Source organism: Pseudomonas sp. 21615526 (assembly GCF_013386245.1).
Classification (GTDB): domain Bacteria; phylum Pseudomonadota; class Gammaproteobacteria; order Pseudomonadales; family Pseudomonadaceae; genus Aquipseudomonas.
The window spans coordinates 1-17229 of sequence record NZ_JACAOM010000003.1; the positions used below are offsets into that span (position 1 = coordinate 1).

Consider the following 17229-nt stretch of genomic DNA (forward strand, 5'->3'; position numbering starts at 1 on the left):
TCCCTGATCACCCCCACCCGGAAGAACGCGCCATGAAACGCCTACTCACCCTCCTCGGCCTGGCCCTGCTTATCGTTGGTTGTACGCCGACGTGCAAGGGCGACTCCTGTTCACGCCCGCAATCGGGCGCCGATAAGCTGGTGGTCTGGTGGCCGCCGCAGATGCGCGTCGAATCGGGCCCTGCCGGCGAGCGCTCCGACTATCAAACGATCTCACTGGAACGATAAGCTCCATGGGGCCGAACGATACGTCGTCTCGCCAGGTATTCCTGGATAACCTGGTGGGCGGCAAGGACGCCCACCTGTCCCTCGGCCCGGGCATAAGCGTGTGCCGGTTAAAGGCCGGTGGTAAACCCGGGCTTGCGTTGCTGGTCGACCGTGGAGCGCTGGAAGCCGGACAGTTGGAACGGGTACTGGAGCGGCTTTTTGAACAGGCGGTGGCGTTTGACGGCTGCTTTGCCTGTCTCGATGCCAGGGATGCCCTGGTGATCTGGCACGCGCTGCCGGCAGGTGCAGAGGAGGCAGATGACATCATCGGCAAGCTGCTTTCGCTGGGCTGCCTCGATATGCTGGACGTGCACCGCTACCGTTAACGTTGCTTAAGCTCCGGAAACTCCAGCGTTTCACGCTTGGCCTCGTCATTGAGCTCACGCAGGGTGCGGTAGAGGAACGCTACCGCCTGCAACGTCTCCCGGGGAATGTTCGCCCCAAGCTTCTTCTCGTACAGCGTGCGCGCGAGCCATACACACTGGATCACCGGCACGTCGGCCGCCTTGGCCCGGTCTATCAGTTTCCGGGCCTCGGCATCCGTGCCTTTATCCACCAGCAGCGGCAGCGGCGTTTTGCCCGGCCGGTAGTACAGCGCGACCGCAAAGTGCGTCGGGTTGACCACCAACATGTCGGCCTCCTCCAGCTTGGGCAACTTGACCTTCGGCTCCTCCTGGGCCAGCTGTTGGGCCAGGGCGCGGCGCTGCCCCTTGACGTGAGGGTCGCCCTCCATGTCCTTGTATTCCTTGACCACCTCGACCTGAGTCATGCGCATGCTCTTGGCAAAGAAGTGCTTCTGCAGCGCCATGTCGATCAATGCCAGGACCAGCAGCAATCCCAGGCAAGCGTGCAGCAGATGGCGAAACAGGATGATCAGCGCGAGGATGTAACTCTGCAGGTCGCTGGTGGCCAGATTGATCAAGGCCCCTAGTGACGGCCTGATCACCACGTACAAAATCAGCGCAAGCAGTAGCGCCTTGGCCAACCCCATCAACAGGTTCGTCACTGACTTGGCAGAGAACATCTGCTTGACCTGGCTGAGTGGATTGAGACGGCTGAAATTCAGCTTCAGGCTTTCCGGCGCAAACAGGAAACCGAACTGAATCCAGCCGCTGATCAACTTCACCGCGATCGCCAATCCGGCCATCAGCAAGGCGAAGGAAAAAAACACGATCAAGCCTTCCGTCAGCACTTCCTCCAGCGCCCGCACAAAGGGCTGCCCGAAACGTGACATGGGCATCACCAGCAACTGCTGGAAGCGCTGCATGCTGGTTTCGGCGGTGAACAACGCGATTTCGCTGAGGGCGGTCAACACCAGTAGCTTACCGACGTCCTGGCTTTGGGCGACCTGGCCTTTCTGGCGCTGATCCTTGAGTTTCTTGGGCGTGGCCGCGTGTTTTTTCTCACCCGAATCACTCATGTCCCGAGCCCCTGAACATCAGGCCGAGGGAATGCTTGAGGTCTCCCAACTGCGCCATGCGCCCGACGATCAAGTCCTGCAACAGCGGGAAGTAAAGCAGCAGGATAACCAGCCCCGCCAGGCTCTTGACCGGCGTTGCCAGGGTAGAGACTTGCAATTGCGGGCTGTACAGGCCCAACAAGGCGAAGCCGAACTCCAGGAACAGCAGCACGGCAATAAACGGTGCGGCATACAGCATCATGTGGGTAAAAGTATCGCCCAGCAGCCCGATGAATACACTGAACCCATTGACCGCCGGCAGCGGCAACCAGGCGGTTGGCGGCCAGATCAGGTAGCTGTCCCAGATCACTTGGGTCAGCACGCTCAAGCCCAGGACGGCAATCAGCAAATAAATCACCAACTGTTTGAACAGGTGTCCGATCGGCGTCGCATCCGGCCCCAGCGAGGGGTTGAGTTGGCCACCCGCCAAAGCCCCCCGCTGGTTATCCAGCAGTGCGCCCACTGACTCGAACATCCAGAACGGCATGGCCAACAGAATCCCCAGCAAAAACCCGAGGGCAGCTTCCTTGAGTACCAACCCGCTGATCATCAGTGCGGAGTAATCCTTGGCAGCCAGGACGGCATGAATGCCGGGCGCCGGAATCAACGCCATGACCATCACGATGATGTGGCGGGGCATACCGCGTATATGTTGGAAACAAAACGCAGGCACCAGAAATGCACAGGGATAAATGCGCGCCATGGCCACGAGCAGGCTGGGCAGGAATTCAAGATAAAGCAGCACACGCAGGCCCTCAGTTCAATGCCGAGCGGGCAATCATGTCGAACATCAGGTTGATCAGTTGGATCAGCTCCACGCCAATCCAGCGACCGGTTAAAATCAGCGTGATACCCACCGCAACCAGCTTGATGCCAAAGGGCAGCGTCTGGTCCTGTATCTGCATCAGAGCCTGCACCAGCGACGTCAACACACCGACGACCACCGCCACGATCAGCGGCGGCGCCGACAGCACCACCACCAGCAACATGCCCTGCTTGAACAGCACGATCGGTTCCATAGGGCACTCAGAGGTAAGAAAGGAACAGGCTGTCGAGCAGCCGCGACCAACCGGAAACCATGACGAACAACAGCAGTTTGAGCGGCAGCGAAATGGTCATGGGCGAGACCATCTGCATACCGAGGGCCAACAGCAGGTTGGACACAATCAAATCGATGACGATGAACGGAATGTAGATCAGAAAGCCGATCTCGAACCCCGCCTGCAGTTGCGACAGCACGAAGGCCGGGACCAGCAGGATCAAGTCTTCGCGCTGGGTACTCTGCGCCATTTCAGGCGGCCACATGCGCGCACTGTTTTCCAGCAGGTGAGTCAACACATCGGCATCGGTGTTGCGCAGCATGAACGCACGCAACGGCTGTATGGCCGCCTGCCCGGTTTCCAGAAGGCTTTGCACGCTACTCGTGTCCACGGGCGAGGCCTTGACGTTCTCGGCAATCTGGTACCCCACGGGCGCCATGATGAACAGTGTCGCAGCCAGCGCTATTCCGTTGATGGCCATGCTCGGCGGTACCTGCTGCACGCCGATGGCGTTACGGGTGATCATCAGCACAATCACGATCTTCAAGAACGATGTGCAGATGATCAGCAGCATTGGCATCAGCGACAACGAACCTAAAAACAGCGCCAGGACAAGAGGGTCGACCCCCTGAAATGTCATCGCGAAAAAATCACGCGGGACAACTGCAAACCAAGGCGCCCATCTACTTCCACCAACTGCCCTTGCCCTATCGGCCTATCGCCGTAATAAAGCCCGGCCATGCCCGGCGCGTACCCGGCAATGCCCAACACCGCACCGGGGGCGAGATTGCGCAGTTCGCCCAGGGTCAGGTTCAGGGTGCCACAACGTACCGTCAGGGCCATGTTCAACTCATCGAAAGGCTCGTGGCCAAAGACATCCACTACCGGTTCATCCAGCTCATCCCCCGGGTACTGCGATGTTGCAAAATCCTCGTCCACGGACGTTTCCTCGATCGAAACAAGCGTCAGGCACAACGGCCCGGATTCATCATCAATGCACCCTTGCAGCCGGTGCTTGCCGACATACAGGTGACCATTGCCCTGCACATCGAACAAGGGTTGCTCAAGCATCACCACGTCACCGGCACGGACACCGCTCAATTGCGTGATGGATAGCTTCAGGCGGCCCAGGGTCATCGCCACTGCCAACTGGAACGACGCCGGCAATGGCCCCGCTATCGACTGCCACGGACCGGCCTCGCACAGTGCCAGCAAGCGCTCAGGAGTCAGCCACAGGTAACCCACGACCCTGGACTTCCCCAGCGTCACCGTGAAGCGACAACCGAAGTTCAATTTCCTGGGCGCCGGCAGCAACCGCAGGAAGCCAAACAGCCCCCGCACCTGCGGGCTCAGGTGGTGCTGGAACAGTTCCCAGAACCACGAGTCTGGATCGTTGTCGGTCTCTGCCAGCGTCACCGGGCACTCCCCCAGCAGGCTGAACAGCGGCCCTGGTTCGGCGAAAGCCAGCACCCCGCAGGCGCTCTCGAAAAACAGCGGCTTGACGCCTGCGGGGGCACGGCCCGGTTCCATCAACAGTTCACCGTTCTGCCCCGCGACCTGAAACGCCATGCGCAAGCCGCGCCCCAGCCTGCGCCGCGCCGCGACATTGGCGCCGCTGACCACCGGCAAGGTTAAAAACGGCATGATCATGCCGGGTCCACAGGTGCCAGGTGTACGGTGACAGGCTGCGCCAACGCGCCGGCCAGCCCGTCCTCAAGGTGCTGGCGCACCCCAGGCAGCCAGCGCGCGGTGCGCTCTTCCTGCGCCTCCAGCTCAACGTTCCAGGTACCTTGCTCGCGGCGCACGCTGGCGTTGATCCGCCCCTGGCTCGGCAGGTAAAGCACAGCGTGCAAAGGCCACTGAACAGCGGCGTGAATCCGCGGTACCAACTGCTCGGTCATGGCCGCGATCATCGCGGCATGACTTGATGCAGGGGTTCCCGGTAGGACGGAACCGAAACCGCCCCCTTCATCATCGTTGCCAAACAGCTGGGCAAATAACCGTCCGTGCTCCCATGGCACTATCGCCCCCGGGCCGGGTTCACGTTCATCCCGAGGCTCGCCCGGACGCGGGCGCTCAGGACTGTTCACTGGAACTTGCGTCATGTTTCTTCCTGCACGGCTTCTTCCTGCCCCAACAAAAGGGACAGTTCCTGGAGTTTTTCAACCTCGCGCAAGAACTGGGTAACCTGCTTCTGCGCGCTGTCGATGTGGATCAACTGCTCATCGCGCTGGCCGTGCAGCTCATGTAACTGCCCCTCTTCGCGGCGGGTGTCGGCGGACAACGTGCGCTCCTGGGCATTCCAGGACTTGATGTCCTGGAACGAGATCACTTGCCCTTGATGCTTGCTCAGCAACTCAGCGGTTTTCCGGGCTTCGTCCAGCCGGGTCTGTTCAAGGGCATCCGCCGCCTGCCGGATCTGCAACAGCAGCGCTTGTTGTTGCCTTTTGGCGGCACGCAGCGCGCGCTCCGCCCGGTCAGCCCGGTGCTTGCGCAAACGCCGCAAGGTATCGATTTCAGAAAGGGACATCGGTGGTCAACTCCATCAATTGGTCCAGCGTCATCGCCATCGCGGCCGGCTCACGCAGGTCCTGGCGCAGAAAGCCATCGACGGCCTGGCGGCTGTCCACCGCCAGGTCGGTCAGGGCATCACTGCCGGGTTGGTACTCGCCCAACTTGAGCATCAGTTCGATCTGCTGGTACGCCGACAACAAGCGGCGCAAGGCGGTGCCCGCCCTTATATGCTCGGGCGTGGCGACGTTGCTCAAGATCCGCGAAAGGCTGCCCAGCACATCCACCGCCGGGTAGTGGCCACGCTCGGCCAGCTTGCGTGACAACACGATGTGGCCGTCGAGCAGGGAGCGCACTTCATCCGCTACCGGATCGTTCATCGAGTCCTGCTCGATCAGCACGGTGTAGATGGCGGTAATCACTCCGTCACGGGTCAGCCCGGCCCGCTCCACCAGGCGCGGCATCAGGCTGTATACCGACGGTGGCAAGCCGCCGCGGCCCAGGGGCTCGCCCGCGGCCAGGCCGATTTCACGCTGGGCCCGGGCAAATCGGGTCAGGGAGTCAATCAGCAGCAGTACCCGCTGGCCCTTGCGCCGGAACCCTTCGGCCAGCGCTGTCGCAGTGAACGCCGCGCGGGCGCGTTCCATGCTTGAGCGGTCGGAGGTGGCACCCACCAGCACCGCCTTGGCGCGCAATTGATCATCCAGCTCATGGTCGAGAAATTCCCGCAGCTCGCGGCCGCGCTCACCAATCAACCCGAACACGATCACATCGCACTCGACGTTTCGGGCGATCTCGGCCAACAAGGTGGTCTTGCCGCACCCCGCACCGGCGAACAGGCCGACGCGCTGCCCTTCTCCCAGCGTGATCAATCCATCGATCGAGCGTACGCCGGTGGACAACGCCCGGCTGATTCTGGGGCGTTCGGTAGGCAACGGCGCCTCGCACAACACCGTGCTCGCCTCTGCGATGTCGGCCTCCACAAAGGCGCTGGGGCCATCGCCCGCAATCGGCCGGCCAAACCCATCGAGCACCTGGCCGAGCAAATCGTCGCCGACCCGTACCCGGTGTGGCACCCCCAGGCGTTGCACACTGGCACCCACGCGCACGCCTTCAAGATTGCCCAACGCACTGAGCACTGCATCCTGCTGGTCGAAACCGATGATCTCCGCCAGCATGTATTCACCGATGGACTTTTCGACCTGGCACAAATCACCGATGCGCGCCTGGGGCAGCCGGCATTGCAACAACATGCCGTTCACCCGCTGGATACGACCGCGCACCGACACCGGCGCGAAGCTGACCAGCGCACTCGACTGGCGTTGCTCCCAGGCCTCAAGACGGGCTTGCAGGTCACGGTTCACCAGCGCACCTCGAAGCGTTGCTTACCGTCGAACACCACTTTGGTGTTATCGATCAGCACCAGTCGCAAGCCGTCCACTTCATCCCCCACAAACAGTCGGTTCCCCTGTTCCAGAACCACGTGACCGTTGGGGCCGCCGACAATCTGCAAAATCTTGAAAGGGAACGTTCCGTCGCGAGTCCTGACCCGGCTCATCACCGGCACCGCGGTATCGAACTGTTCGCCAAACCGGCTGAGCATGCGCGATACCAACTCCATGTCTTCCTGGAGTACATCGCCGTCGAGCAGCACCTGGTCATTGACCAACTGGATGCTTATACGGTTGATCAATTCGCGCTCGCTGAGCATCCTGAGCAACTGCTGGCGCACCTCGAAAGGTGAGGCCAGCTCATTCTTGCGGATCACCGGGGACATCAACGACGCCTGGGCTTCGCGGTCACCGCTAATGGTCATGCCCAGCGCGGCTATGATGACCGCAACGACGACGACCAGGCTGATCAAGCGTTTCTGCTGCGTGCTCGAAATTGAAGAAAGCTTCAGCGGCACGAGGGGCTCGGCCGCAGGGGTGGGCGCCTGTTCGGCAGTCACCGTCGGCTGGGGCCAGGGCTGGTCGGCGCGGGTGACGCAGAGCCGAACGTTGCCAATCGAAAATGTCGTGTTGAGTGCCAGGTCGGCAATCTGCGCCAGGATCAGGCCGGCGGCATCCTGCATCACCCCTCCCTCGGCCTGCACCGACCAGCGCTGGTCAACACACTGCAATCGCACATGACGCTCGGCAATGCCCGGGTCGTATAGCGCCAGGTCAGCGTCAGGGTGCGCACCAATGCTCCACTGCTCGCCGAACAACGGCAACGCAGCCCCCTGGTGCATACCATCGAGTACTCGTAGCTCAAACATTGTCAGGCCCTCATGGCCGCACGGACCAACCGGCCCCACGCAGCACCGTCCGTTTCAAGGCAATGCGCAATCGCCAAAACAGTACTCATGCCACGGCCCCACGGAGCAGATCGTCATGACTCAGGTCAAACCGCCCCAGCACCTTGACCTTCGACGAACTGCCCAACTCGGCAAACGACAACACCGGCACATGGTTGAACTCTTCCACAAGCAATGTCCGCAGGGGGCTGCGCAAGTCTTGCGCAACCAGCAGCACACTTTTGCTCTTGGCCCGCACGGTAAAGGCTTGCTTGAGCAAGCTCACCAGCGTCGCACTGCTGTCGTTGTCGAGGGAAAAGAACACCCCGGTCTGGGTCTGGCGCAGCGCCTCGCGCAGGACATTCTCGGTATGCGGTGACAACAACCAGGCGTGCAGGCCATCAGCCTCGCTGTACTGGTGCAGAATCTGCGACTTGAGGGCGATTCGCGCATAGTCGGCCAGGGCATCCGCTTCACGCTCATGCTGGCCGTACTCGATCAACGACTCGACAATCAACCGCACCGCCCGCAGCGGAACGCCCTCGCTGGCCAGGCGCTGCAACACGGCAGAGAAGCGCGAAAGCGGCATGATCCGCTGCAGCTCCTGAACCAGCTCCGGCTGGTTGAACTCGAGCCAGCTGAGAATCGACTTGCACTCCTGGATACCGAGAAACTGCGGCCCGCTGAGCAGCATCGCGCGTGTCATGCGCTCGATGATCAAGTCATGGGCGGTATGGCGTTCAAGCTGTGCATCGTCGAGCAGCGGATCATCGGGCGCCAACCATAACCAGTCTTGCTCGTCTCGCTCCGCCAGACCCTGGGTACCTGCTTGTGGCTCGACGCCCAGCGCCGCCGATTCCACCGCGACCCGATCACCGAAGGTAGCTTTGATCACAGGGACTTCGTGCACGCAAAAGCGAAACTCATCGTCGGATAAGGCGGGAATAAACTCGACGTTAAAGGGCGGCAGTGTCAGGCCGATATGGGCAACCAGGCGGTTTCGGGCCTGGCGAATGCCATGAACCACTTGCGCTGTTCGGTCAGAGCCCTGCAGGCCCGATGAAAACTGCAGCAAGTAAGGCCGGGATGGATCAAAGGCGCGCAGGTCTTCGTCACCGTTGATCTCCGCCGGGACGGCGTCAGCCGCCGTATCTGCAGGCGCGTCCTGCTTTTGACGCTGACGCATAAGGTAATAACCCAGCGAGCCCGTCATCAGCGAAATGAGGATAAAGACCACCGTCGGTATGCCCGGAAGCGCTGCAAAAGCCAGCATGCCGATCGAAGCAATGATCCAGCTCTTGGGCTCACTGGTCATTTGCCGGGCGATTTCGGCGCCCATGTTATTGGCCCCTTTATTCGCCCCGGCCGGTGCTACACGGGTAATGATCATGCCGGCCGTCAGGGAGATCAGCAGTGCGGGAATCTGCGCAATCAGGCCATCGCCAATCGTCAGTACCGAATACAGCGCCATGGAGTCGGCGGCGCTCATGCCATGCTGGAACATGCCGGTGCTGAACCCGCCCAGCAAGTTGATCACCACGATAATCAGCCCGGCCACGGCATCGCCCTTGACGAACTTCATGGCCCCGTCCATCGCCCCGAACAGCTGGCTCTCACGGGACAACTGCTCGCGTTTGTCGCGCGCCTGTCCACCATCGATCAGGCCGGCACGCAAGTCGCTGTCGATGGACATCTGCTTGCCGGGCATGGCATCCAGGCTGAAGCGCGCCGCCACTTCGGCGACACGCTCCGAACCCTTGGTGATCACCAGGAAGTTGACGATGGTCAGGATCATGAAGATCACCAACCCCACCGCCAGGTTGCCCCCCACCACGAAGTTGCCGAAGGCCTCCACAATGTCACCGGCGTCCTGTTCCAGCAGGATCAGGCGCGTGGTCGCAATCGACAACGCCAGGCGGAACATGGTGGTCAACAGCAGGATCGACGGAAACGAGGAAAACGCAAGCGGCCCGGGCAGGTACAGCGCCAGCACGATCAACAGGCACGAAATGCAAATGTTGACGGCAATCAGGATATCCACCAGCCAGGTCGGCAACGGCACGATAAAGATGAACACAATGCCCAGGATCACGACTGCACCCAGCACCTCGGCGCGTTGTGCAACCTTGAGCAGTATCGCGTTGACTGCCCGCAGCGCACTCATGAGTGGTTTATCGGCAGCGCGCCGACATGCCGGGAGCCTCGTTCGATGCGAGCGTACTCATCCATTACCACCATGAAATTGTGCAACGCTTCCTGGCGGCCCTTGCTGTCGCGCCACAACGCCAGGGGCAGGCTCCCGAGCACGGGGTAAAGGGCATTGAGCGAAACAATCTGGACGGATGATGCCGGCCCACCCAACTCGCAGGCCAGGCGCTGGACTTCGGCAGACGCGATGCCCGTGCCCGCGTAACCGAGAATGCGCTGCAGCAGCGCTACGGTGTCCCGATCAATTTCGGGGTGCAATACGGCCAGCCGATCGATCAAGTCACGGCAGCTGGCCAGCACACTGCCCAGTTGACCACAACTGCTCAACCCCAACAGCAAGGTGCGCAGCTGGGCGGTGGGGAGCGAAGGGCAATACGCCGCAATGTCGTCTGCCAGGGCCCGACGCATCAATTTCAACCCGCGGCCAAACTCATCGCCACCGAACAACCCCAACAGCGCCTGCATCATGCTGGCGAGCGATTGCCGGGCGACCACGCTGGCGTAATACACACTGCGTACCGCCTGCCGCAAACTCGGGTCGTCACTGCTTGCCTGCAAGGCCTGCGCGATGTTCAAGCCGGCCTGGATCTGCGGCTTGAAGCGGACCTCCAGCCGCGCCAGGGCATCGCTGGCCAGCGCCGCCTCGGAGGTACGCGCTTCAGCTTGTGCCTGCGCAGCCACCTGCTTGAGTACGACAAACGTACGGGCCGGGTCGTTTCCTGTCAGCTCCAGCAACTTCTCGAGGCTGGGCTTGAGCAACAGTTGAACCCTGATGGAGCGCGCAATGGTCGCCAGTGTTGCCTGAGCGGGATGGCCCAGTTGCTCATAGAGTTGTGTCAACTGCGCCACAGGCGTCACGCCCAGACCCAACATACGCCGGCTCAAGGCCTTGCTGTTGAGTTCAACCTCCAGGCCGAACAGCGCCTCGAAATTGTCGACCGCCGTCCCGGCGGGTGCCTGGCGAACTGGCGGGTTATCAATACTCGCTGGAACAGGCTGATCCAGGCTCTGGTTTTTTTGCACATCAATAGAAGGATCAAGTTTCATGGAGATGCCTGGACAGGAAGTTTCGTTTCCTTGTGTGGCTGGCAATCCCGTTACGGTTCCATGTTTATCGACGATACCGGGCATGTGAAAAGATCGGCACGCGCCCGTAGCCACTTGTGCAAAACCTTGCACAAAAAAGCCTGGAAACAAGATATTTATTTATATAAATCAATTGCTTATGAATTTTTTTCCCTTGGCACAGGCAGTGCTAAGAGGGTTCCCGTCGAAATCATTTCGACCGTGTCTACCCTGAGGAAAAAATCATGGATATCCCTATCGATGTTTTAGTTCACCTTACACCTGACCCGCACCGCTCCATCCAGAACCTGTCGGAAGACCACCACAAGAAACTCCGGCGCTTCATTCATAAACGCGTACTCAACCCGGAAGATGCAGACGATATTCTGCAACTGACGTACCTGGAGGCCTGGCGCAGCCGAGACCGCTTCAGCGGCCAGGCCACCATCAGCACGTGGATGTGCGGGATTGCCCAGAACCTGATCCGCAATCACTTTCGGCGCATGTATGCCAAGCCGGTGCATTGCGAGTTCGATGAGGCGCTGTGGCATGGGCAGGAAGACAACAACAACCTGGACTGGCAGTTCGAGGTCAACCGCAAGCTCGAAAGAACCCTGCGGGCGATCACGGATTTGCCGCTGGAAATGCGTAAAACGCTGTACGCCTCACTGGAGACCGACGGCAGCTACCAGGACACCGCCGACGCCATGGACATCCCCATTGGCACCGTGCGCTCACGTTTGTCCCGGGCGCGCGAACACCTGAAGCGGGCCACCTACAACCCGCTGTAGGCGTAAATCAGGGCACCGGCGCAACGCCGACACCCTTTGCAGGAGCAGTTGATTTACCCGTTTGACGCAAGCGTTGGGCAGCAGGGATATCTGCCCGACTCGATTGACCTGGTATCAGGCCTTTTTGGTACGCGGCAACAGAATCGCCAACACCCCGAACAGCGGCAGGAACGAGCACAGCGTGTACACGTACTCGATGCCGTGGATGTCTGCCAGGTGCCCCAGCAGCGCCGCACCAATCCCGCCAAAACCGAACATCAAACCGAAGAACACCCCGGCGATCATCCCCACATTGCCCGGCACCAACTCTTGCGCATACACCACAATTGCCGAGAACGCCGAAGCCAGGATAAAGCCGATCACCACGCTCAGGATGCTGGTCCAGAACAGGTCCACATGGGGCAGAATCAGGGTGAACGGCGCCACGCCGAGGATCGAAAACCAGATCACTGCCTTACGGCCGATCTTGTCGCCAATCGGCCCGCCAAAGAACGTGCCCGCCGCCACCGCGCCGAGGAACAGGAACAGATGCAGCTGGGAACTGGCCACCGACAGGTCGAACTTCTCGATCAGGTAGAAGGTGAAGTAACTGGTGAAACTGGCCATGTAGAAGTACTTGGAAAACACCAGCAGCCCCAGCACCACCAGCGCGCTCAGCACCCGGCCCTTGGACAGGCCGTGAGTGGCCGCCTGGCCTTGTTTGAGCTTGAACAGGTTCAAGTGGTGGGCGTACCAGCGGCTGATCGCATACAGCACAAACAACGCAAACACCGCGAACAGGCCGAACCAGGCCACATTGCCCTGGCCGAACGGAATGATGATCGCCGCCGCCAGCAACGGGCCGAAGGCCGAGCCGGCATTACCGCCCACCTGGAACGTCGACTGCGCCAGACCATAACGCCCGCCCGACGCCAGGCGCGCCACGCGGGACGCTTCCGGGTGGAAGGTCGACGAGCCGATGCCGATCAACCCCGCCGCCAGCAGGATCAACGGGAAGCTGCCCACCTGGGACATCATCAGGATGCCCACCAGCGTGCAGATCATTCCGCAGGGCAACAGGTACGGCTTGGGATGGCGATCGGTGTAATAACCCACCCACGGCTGCAGCAGGGACGCGGTGAGCTGGAACGTGAGGGTGATCAGGCCGACCTGGGTGAACGTCAGGCCGTAATTGGCCTTGAGCATCGGGTAGATCGAGGGCAGTACCGACTGGATCAAGTCATTGATCAAATGCGCCAGCGCCACCGCGCCGATTACACGCATCACCAACGGGCTGGTTTGCCCGGCGGCAGGCGTCGTAGCCACGGAGGGCTGGGAATTGCTCAGAGCCATGGGAGGTTTTCCGTACAGCAGATGGATGCACAGGTGCAGGTGCGACAATGTGCCACTTTTGGGTGCAGGAAGGCTATCCCGTTAGCAGGCTAACGAGTAGATGAATCGATGCAGCGGTCATGGTTTGTAAAGGGCCAGCAAGATGAATCCCTTTAATTTGCGGGACGTTTCCTAGAGAATCTTTCGGCCTTGTGCCTGGGGGAGTCGGTGGCTAGTCTTCGGTCCGTCGCTGGTTTTCAGTGATCGGGTTTAGCAGCCTGAAATCAATAGGTGTCAGCTTCCTAAGGTAAAAACAGGAGTTACACCATGGATAAATCACTTCCCGAGCCTCCATCAGATTGCTTCGTCGTAAGCGAAGACCTCAGTTTCGAAGACGCCCTGCTCTACACCTCACACCTGCTCAACAGCGCATCCGCCACTGCTCTCGACTGCCGCGACACTATGCAACACCATGATCGAGCCAAAATTCAAGCCGTATGGCACCTGCTGGAAATGGCCAAAGCCATGGTGGATCGCTCGATAGAGTGCCTGCACCCGCGCAAAACCTGACGCACGAACGCCAGAACACAGCAGATCAAATGTGGGAGCGGGCTTGCTCGCGAATGCGGTGGACCAGCCAATACCTCTGCTGACTGACACACCGCATTCGCGAGCAAGCCCGCTCCCACCTTTTGATCTTCGCCGCCTTGGGACCTGCGCAAACCCCAACCGCTCGTCACCAAACACGGTGTTTCCCGTTAAACAGTTGATAGCGTAGATAAATTTTCAAAAAAAGCGCTTGACGCATTCCCGTTCTCCGCGAATAATGCGCGCCACTTGGCTACATAGCTCAGTTGGTTAGAGCATAGCATTCATAATGCTGGGGTCCGGGGTTCAAGTCCCTGTGTAGCCACCAAGTACTAAAAACGGCTTACCGAAAGGTAGGCCGTTTTTTTATGCCTGAAGAAAAGTAAACCGCCCTATTGCCCCACAGACGTCAGTGTTTATGCCGATGGTGCACATCGGGAAAATGCGCATGACTATGCTGAATCGGTGCGTGCTCATGGGCATGACTATGTGGCTCGGTACCGTCCCACGCAAAGTTATGCACATGCTGGTGGTGCTCATCGTGTGTATGGCGATGACCGTGTGTGAGGGGATCGTGCTGATGCTCGTGCGCATGATGTTCCATCAGATGAATCCACACCCCGATGGCCATCAAGGCGGCAGCGAGCAAGAACATCAGCGAAACCGACTCGCCCAGGATCAGGATCGAGATGACCGCACCCAGAAAGGGAGCCGTGGAAAAATAGGCGCCGGTGCGCGCGCTGCCAAGCCCGCGCAGAGCGAGCACAAACAGCACCAGACTCACGCCATACCCAAGCAGCCCAACCACCATGGTTGACCCGAGCGTGGCCACCGCTGGCAGTTGCGACCCGATGGCCAACGCCAAACAGCAATTGACCACACCCGCCGCCAAGCCTTTGCTGCCGGCGATAAACAGCGCATCCGAGGCAGAGACCTTACGGGTCAGGTTATTGTCGATGGCCCAACAAAAACAGGCGAAAGCCACGGCCAGCGGCCCCGTCCAATCATGAGCCGTCGCCGTCCCCTGCGGCCATGACAAAACGATCCCGCCCAGAACAATAGCGATCATGCCGATCACGATGCGGCGATCTGCGTTCTCTTTGAACACGACCCACGCCAGCACGGCCGTGAGCACCGACTCAAGATTGAGCATCAGCGATGCGGTGGCGCCCGCGGTACGGGTGAGGCCATACATGAGCGCCACTGGCGCAAGCACGCCCCCAAAGACGATGGCGCCCATCAACCAGGGCCACTCTCCGGCTGCAAGGCCGGGCCGTTTCCAGCCGTGGTCGCGAGCAAACCGAACGATGGCCAGGCCCAGGCCGCTGCCCAGATAGAGCAGTCCGGCCAACAGGATGGGCGGCGTATCCACCCCCAGGAGCTTGGCAAGCGGAGTGCTGGCGCCGAACAACGCCGCCGCCGCCAACGCGTAGAGAATGCTCACATTCATAATGGGTCGCCCTGTCAGGCTTATTGCATAAGGACGAGCATCATAGCCGTGCCCGGGTAAGAATTATGTGAATGCCAGCCTGGCTGGATTCTGTACGACTGAAGCGGCAGGATAGCCCGGCTGGCAAACCACAAGAAGGTGACGCATGACATTCCCCGCTACCGGCATCAGCACTGACCGCCTCTTACTGCTGGGCGCCCACCCTTCCCACGCTCGCGCCCTGCAAATGTACCTGCTGCAAAATCGCGCCTTTCTGCAGCCTTGGGAGCCTTCGCGTGACGACGCCTTTTTTGAACCGGACGCCATCACCGAACGCCTCCACGCCATGGCCGACAAAACCGCCAGCGGCGAAGCGTTGCACCTGCTGATATTCAGCCAGGACCAAATCATCGGCGCCTGCAACTTCAGCAACATCGTGCGCGGTGCGTTTCAGGCCTGCCACTTGGGTTATGCGCTGGCTAAATCCGCCCAAGGCCAAGGCTTGATGCACGAAGCGCTGACGGCGGCGATTGCCCATGTGTTCGACGCCATGCAGCTGCACCGAATCATGGCCAACTACCGCCCAGAGAATGAGCGCAGTGCGCGCCTGCTGGCACGGCTGGGGTTTGAAAAAGAGGGCGAGGCGCGGGCGTATCTGAGGATCAACGGGGTCTGGGCGGACCATGTGTTAACGGCACTGATCAATCCGGCAAGCGACCGTCTATTGCAGCCCGAAGTTTTAAACCACTAGAATGGGATTAATTCTCACTTACGACTCTCTCTCATGAAGCTGTCTTCGCCCACCGACGCTCCTACGCTCGATGCGCTGTACCGCGGCTACCACGGCTGGTTGTTGACCTGGTTGCGGCGTCGCGTGCATTGCTCCCATCAGGCGGCCGACGTGGCGCAAGACACTTTCGTACGCTTGCTGGCATCGGGTACTTACGTGGCGCCGGGTGAGCCACGGGCTTATCTGGCCACCATCGCGCGCCGGTTGCTGATGGACAATGGCCGCCGCCGACGCCTGGAACAGGCCTACCGCGAAGAGCTCGAACGCTGCGCCGCGTACCTTGAACAGGCGCCTTCGCCGGAGCAGATCCTGCAAGCCGCGCAAATGCTTGAAGCGATTGATCGGGCCTTGGCGCGCATGAACAAGCGGATACGCGACACCTTCATCCTGCGTTACCTCGAAGGCCTGGACCAGGCGCAAATCGCCCAGCGCCTCGGGGTCTCGGTGCGCACGGTACAGAACGATCTGGTGGAAGCCTTGCTGGCGTGTGATGCGTGCGCCCAGCCATGAACCAGCCTCTGCCCCACGCAGTGCTGCGCCAGGCTGCCGAATGGCTGGTGCGGCTGGATCACGAAGGCAACGACGCCAGCGAACAGGCGTTTCGCACTTGGCTGGCCGCCGACCCGCAGCACCCGCAAGCCATTGCCCGCCTTCAGGGCCACTTGCTGCCTCTCAAACAAGCCCCGGCCCGTGCCGCATTGCGCCGGGCCCGGCAGCCTCGCCAAGGGGCAACGCTGGTCAAGTGTCTCGCCCTGGCCCTGCTGCTCGCGGGGGTGCCGGCGTACCAGTACGAGCAACGTGGCTATCTGTTCGCCGACCTGAGCACCGACCGTGGCCAATGGCGCCAGACGCTGCTGGCCGACGGCAGCGACCTGCAACTGGAAGGCAGCTCTGCGGTGAACCTGCACCTGGACGCCAGCCAGCGCCGCGTGCAACTGCTGCATGGTGAGATTCTGGTAACAGTGGCCAAGGACACCCAGCGCCCGTTTTATGTCGACACCCCGCAGGGCAGCATTCGCGCCCTGGGCACGCGTTTTATCGTCGAACTCAGCGACACCGCCACCGTGGTCAAGATGCTCGAATCCTCGACCCGCATCGACAGTGCCGGGCATACGATTACCCTCGGCCCCGGCGAGCAGGTGCGCCTGGATGCAAGCGGGCCCGGCACGCCGAAAAGCGTTGATGTGCAAGCGCAGCAGCAAGCCTGGACGGCCCACCAGTTGCTGGCCAACGACGAGCCGCTGGCGGATGTACTTGAGCGCCTGGCGCGGCATCGCCCGGGTGTGCTGATGTTCGATCGCCAGGCGCTGCAAGGCATTCGGGTGACGGTGATGCTGCCGACGGACGACAGCGACCGCGCATTGCGCCTGCTCACACGCACCCTGCCGATTGAAGTCAGCACCTACACCCCGTGGCTCACACGTGTGCGCCTGAAATCCCCCGCCGGATAATTCTTACGCACCGTTGCGTGTTTTCGGTTTTGCCGCGTCCTT

General features: G+C 60.8%; 20 protein-coding genes and 1 tRNA gene. 8 read left to right on the plus strand and 13 right to left on the minus strand.

Features of this window, described 5'->3' with window-relative positions; translation table 11 throughout:
• The first annotated feature begins 32 nt into the window (after positions 1-32).
• Positions 33-227 carry an HrpT family type III secretion system protein gene (gene hrpT / locus HX786_RS01180; RefSeq protein WP_003208370.1) on the plus strand — a complete coding sequence of 65 codons (195 nt, stop codon included), beginning with the start codon at positions 33-35 and terminating at the stop codon, positions 225-227.
• 5 nt (positions 228-232) lie between these two features.
• On the plus strand, positions 233-592 hold the full coding sequence (locus tag HX786_RS01185; protein WP_102368120.1) for a transcriptional regulator: 360 nt from the start codon (positions 233-235) through the stop codon (positions 590-592).
• On the opposite strand, the gene sctU is transcribed toward HX786_RS01185, so the two are convergent.
• From sctU to sctW, 11 genes are all read right to left on the minus strand, one after another.
• On the minus strand, positions 589-1686 hold the full coding sequence (gene sctU / locus HX786_RS01190; RefSeq protein ID WP_102368119.1) for a type III secretion system export apparatus subunit SctU: 1098 nt from the start codon (positions 1684-1686) through the stop codon (positions 589-591). The two genes, HX786_RS01185 and sctU, sit on opposite strands and share 4 nt — an antisense overlap.
• Complete coding sequence (gene sctT, locus HX786_RS01195) at positions 1679-2470, minus strand: type III secretion system export apparatus subunit SctT (protein ID WP_003208364.1); 792 nt, start codon at positions 2468-2470, stop codon at positions 1679-1681. The genes sctU and sctT overlap by 8 nt, the downstream gene beginning before the upstream one ends.
• A gap of 10 nt (positions 2471-2480) precedes the next feature.
• A complete protein-coding gene (gene sctS, locus HX786_RS01200) occupies positions 2481-2744 on the minus strand; it encodes a type III secretion system export apparatus subunit SctS (protein WP_003208363.1) in 264 nt (87 codons plus the stop codon).
• Between the two features lie 7 nt (positions 2745-2751).
• Positions 2752-3405: a type III secretion system export apparatus subunit SctR gene (gene sctR / locus HX786_RS01205; protein WP_003208361.1), complete on the minus strand. Its 654-nt coding sequence runs from the start codon at positions 3403-3405 to the stop codon at positions 2752-2754.
• The gene (locus HX786_RS01210; RefSeq protein WP_178911618.1) at positions 3402-4415 is read right to left on the minus strand and encodes a FliM/FliN family flagellar motor switch protein; all 1014 of its coding nucleotides are present in this window, start codon (positions 4413-4415) and stop codon (positions 3402-3404) included. Before HX786_RS01210 ends, sctR begins: the two co-directional genes overlap by 4 nt.
• Positions 4412-4870, minus strand: coding sequence for a type III secretion system HrpP C-terminal domain-containing protein (locus tag HX786_RS31795; protein WP_256734771.1), 459 nt, complete (start codon positions 4868-4870; stop codon positions 4412-4414). Before HX786_RS31795 ends, HX786_RS01210 begins: the two co-directional genes overlap by 4 nt.
• Complete coding sequence (locus HX786_RS01220) at positions 4867-5295, minus strand: YscO family type III secretion system apparatus protein (RefSeq protein WP_178911619.1); 429 nt, start codon at positions 5293-5295, stop codon at positions 4867-4869. The genes HX786_RS31795 and HX786_RS01220 overlap by 4 nt, the downstream gene beginning before the upstream one ends.
• Positions 5282-6640, minus strand: coding sequence for a FliI/YscN family ATPase (locus HX786_RS01225; RefSeq protein ID WP_178911620.1), 1359 nt, complete (start codon positions 6638-6640; stop codon positions 5282-5284). The genes HX786_RS01220 and HX786_RS01225 overlap by 14 nt, the downstream gene beginning before the upstream one ends.
• Positions 6637-7536, minus strand: coding sequence for an FHA domain-containing protein (locus HX786_RS01230; RefSeq protein ID WP_178911621.1), 900 nt, complete (start codon positions 7534-7536; stop codon positions 6637-6639). The genes HX786_RS01225 and HX786_RS01230 overlap by 4 nt, the downstream gene beginning before the upstream one ends.
• Positions 7537-7621: 85 nt before the next feature.
• On the minus strand, positions 7622-9718 hold the full coding sequence (gene sctV, locus HX786_RS01235; RefSeq protein ID WP_178911622.1) for a type III secretion system export apparatus subunit SctV: 2097 nt from the start codon (positions 9716-9718) through the stop codon (positions 7622-7624).
• The gene (gene sctW / locus HX786_RS01240) at positions 9715-10809 is read right to left on the minus strand and encodes a type III secretion system gatekeeper subunit SctW (RefSeq protein WP_008430704.1); all 1095 of its coding nucleotides are present in this window, start codon (positions 10807-10809) and stop codon (positions 9715-9717) included. The genes sctV and sctW overlap by 4 nt, the downstream gene beginning before the upstream one ends.
• Before the next feature lie 263 nt (positions 10810-11072).
• Between sctW and HX786_RS01245 the strand changes: the two genes are divergently transcribed.
• Entirely contained in the window at positions 11073-11618 is a 546-nt protein-coding gene (locus HX786_RS01245; protein WP_008430705.1) for an RNA polymerase sigma factor, read from the plus strand.
• Positions 11619-11732: 114 nt separating this feature from the next.
• Here the strand turns inward: HX786_RS01245 and HX786_RS01250 are convergent, their stop codons facing one another.
• Complete coding sequence (locus HX786_RS01250; RefSeq protein ID WP_093201834.1) at positions 11733-12950, minus strand: MFS transporter; 1218 nt, start codon at positions 12948-12950, stop codon at positions 11733-11735.
• Between the two features lie 306 nt (positions 12951-13256).
• Between HX786_RS01250 and HX786_RS01255 the strand changes: the two genes are divergently transcribed.
• Complete coding sequence (locus tag HX786_RS01255) at positions 13257-13499, plus strand: DUF6124 family protein (protein ID WP_087693773.1); 243 nt, start codon at positions 13257-13259, stop codon at positions 13497-13499.
• A gap of 269 nt (positions 13500-13768) precedes the next feature.
• Positions 13769-13845, plus strand: a tRNA-Met gene (locus HX786_RS01260).
• A gap of 81 nt (positions 13846-13926) precedes the next feature.
• On the opposite strand, the gene HX786_RS01265 is transcribed toward HX786_RS01260, so the two are convergent.
• Positions 13927-14967: a DMT family transporter gene (locus HX786_RS01265; RefSeq protein ID WP_087693774.1), complete on the minus strand. Its 1041-nt coding sequence runs from the start codon at positions 14965-14967 to the stop codon at positions 13927-13929.
• 145 nt (positions 14968-15112) lie between these two features.
• Between HX786_RS01265 and rimJ the strand changes: the two genes are divergently transcribed.
• The 3 genes from rimJ to HX786_RS01280 are packed head-to-tail and all read left to right on the plus strand — an operon-like array spanning position 15113 to position 17187.
• Positions 15113-15697: a ribosomal protein S5-alanine N-acetyltransferase gene (rimJ, locus tag HX786_RS01270; protein ID WP_087693775.1), complete on the plus strand. Its 585-nt coding sequence runs from the start codon at positions 15113-15115 to the stop codon at positions 15695-15697.
• A gap of 33 nt (positions 15698-15730) precedes the next feature.
• Positions 15731-16246 (plus strand): sigma-70 family RNA polymerase sigma factor, encoded by a 516-nt coding sequence (locus HX786_RS01275; RefSeq protein ID WP_087693776.1) that lies wholly within the window; start codon positions 15731-15733, stop codon positions 16244-16246.
• A complete protein-coding gene (locus HX786_RS01280) occupies positions 16243-17187 on the plus strand; it encodes a FecR domain-containing protein (protein WP_087693777.1) in 945 nt (314 codons plus the stop codon). The genes HX786_RS01275 and HX786_RS01280 overlap by 4 nt, the downstream gene beginning before the upstream one ends.
• The last annotated feature ends 42 nt before the right edge of the window (positions 17188-17229 follow it).

Excerpts from the sequence above, each read along its gene's own strand:
- HX786_RS01255 (WP_087693773.1), top strand. The coding sequence starts at position 13,257 with ATGGATAAATCACTTCCCGAGCCTCCATCAGATTGCTTCGTCGTAAGC.
- HX786_RS01280 (WP_087693777.1), top strand. The coding sequence starts at position 16,243 with ATGAACCAGCCTCTGCCCCACGCAGTGCTGCGCCAGGCTGCCGAATGG.
- HX786_RS01220 (WP_178911619.1), bottom strand. The coding sequence starts at position 5,295 with ATGTCCCTTTCTGAAATCGATACCTTGCGGCGTTTGCGCAAGCACCGG.
- HX786_RS01245 (WP_008430705.1), top strand. The coding sequence starts at position 11,073 with ATGGATATCCCTATCGATGTTTTAGTTCACCTTACACCTGACCCGCAC.
- sctU (WP_102368119.1), bottom strand. The coding sequence starts at position 1,686 with ATGAGTGATTCGGGTGAGAAAAAACACGCGGCCACGCCCAAGAAACTC.
- HX786_RS01230 (WP_178911621.1), bottom strand. The coding sequence starts at position 7,536 with ATGTTTGAGCTACGAGTACTCGATGGTATGCACCAGGGGGCTGCGTTG.
- hrpT (WP_003208370.1), top strand. The coding sequence starts at position 33 with ATGAAACGCCTACTCACCCTCCTCGGCCTGGCCCTGCTTATCGTTGGT.
- HX786_RS01210 (WP_178911618.1), bottom strand. The coding sequence starts at position 4,415 with ATGATCATGCCGTTTTTAACCTTGCCGGTGGTCAGCGGCGCCAATGTC.
- sctW (WP_008430704.1), bottom strand. The coding sequence starts at position 10,809 with ATGAAACTTGATCCTTCTATTGATGTGCAAAAAAACCAGAGCCTGGAT.
- sctS (WP_003208363.1), bottom strand. The coding sequence starts at position 2,744 with ATGGAACCGATCGTGCTGTTCAAGCAGGGCATGTTGCTGGTGGTGGTG.
- HX786_RS01250 (WP_093201834.1), bottom strand. The coding sequence starts at position 12,950 with ATGGCTCTGAGCAATTCCCAGCCCTCCGTGGCTACGACGCCTGCCGCC.
- HX786_RS31795 (WP_256734771.1), bottom strand. The coding sequence starts at position 4,870 with ATGACGCAAGTTCCAGTGAACAGTCCTGAGCGCCCGCGTCCGGGCGAG.
- sctR (WP_003208361.1), bottom strand. The coding sequence starts at position 3,405 with ATGACATTTCAGGGGGTCGACCCTCTTGTCCTGGCGCTGTTTTTAGGT.
- HX786_RS01275 (WP_087693776.1), top strand. The coding sequence starts at position 15,731 with ATGAAGCTGTCTTCGCCCACCGACGCTCCTACGCTCGATGCGCTGTAC.
- HX786_RS01185 (WP_102368120.1), top strand. The coding sequence starts at position 233 with ATGGGGCCGAACGATACGTCGTCTCGCCAGGTATTCCTGGATAACCTG.
- rimJ (WP_087693775.1), top strand. The coding sequence starts at position 15,113 with ATGACATTCCCCGCTACCGGCATCAGCACTGACCGCCTCTTACTGCTG.
- sctV (WP_178911622.1), bottom strand. The coding sequence starts at position 9,718 with ATGAGTGCGCTGCGGGCAGTCAACGCGATACTGCTCAAGGTTGCACAA.
- HX786_RS01265 (WP_087693774.1), bottom strand. The coding sequence starts at position 14,967 with ATGAATGTGAGCATTCTCTACGCGTTGGCGGCGGCGGCGTTGTTCGGC.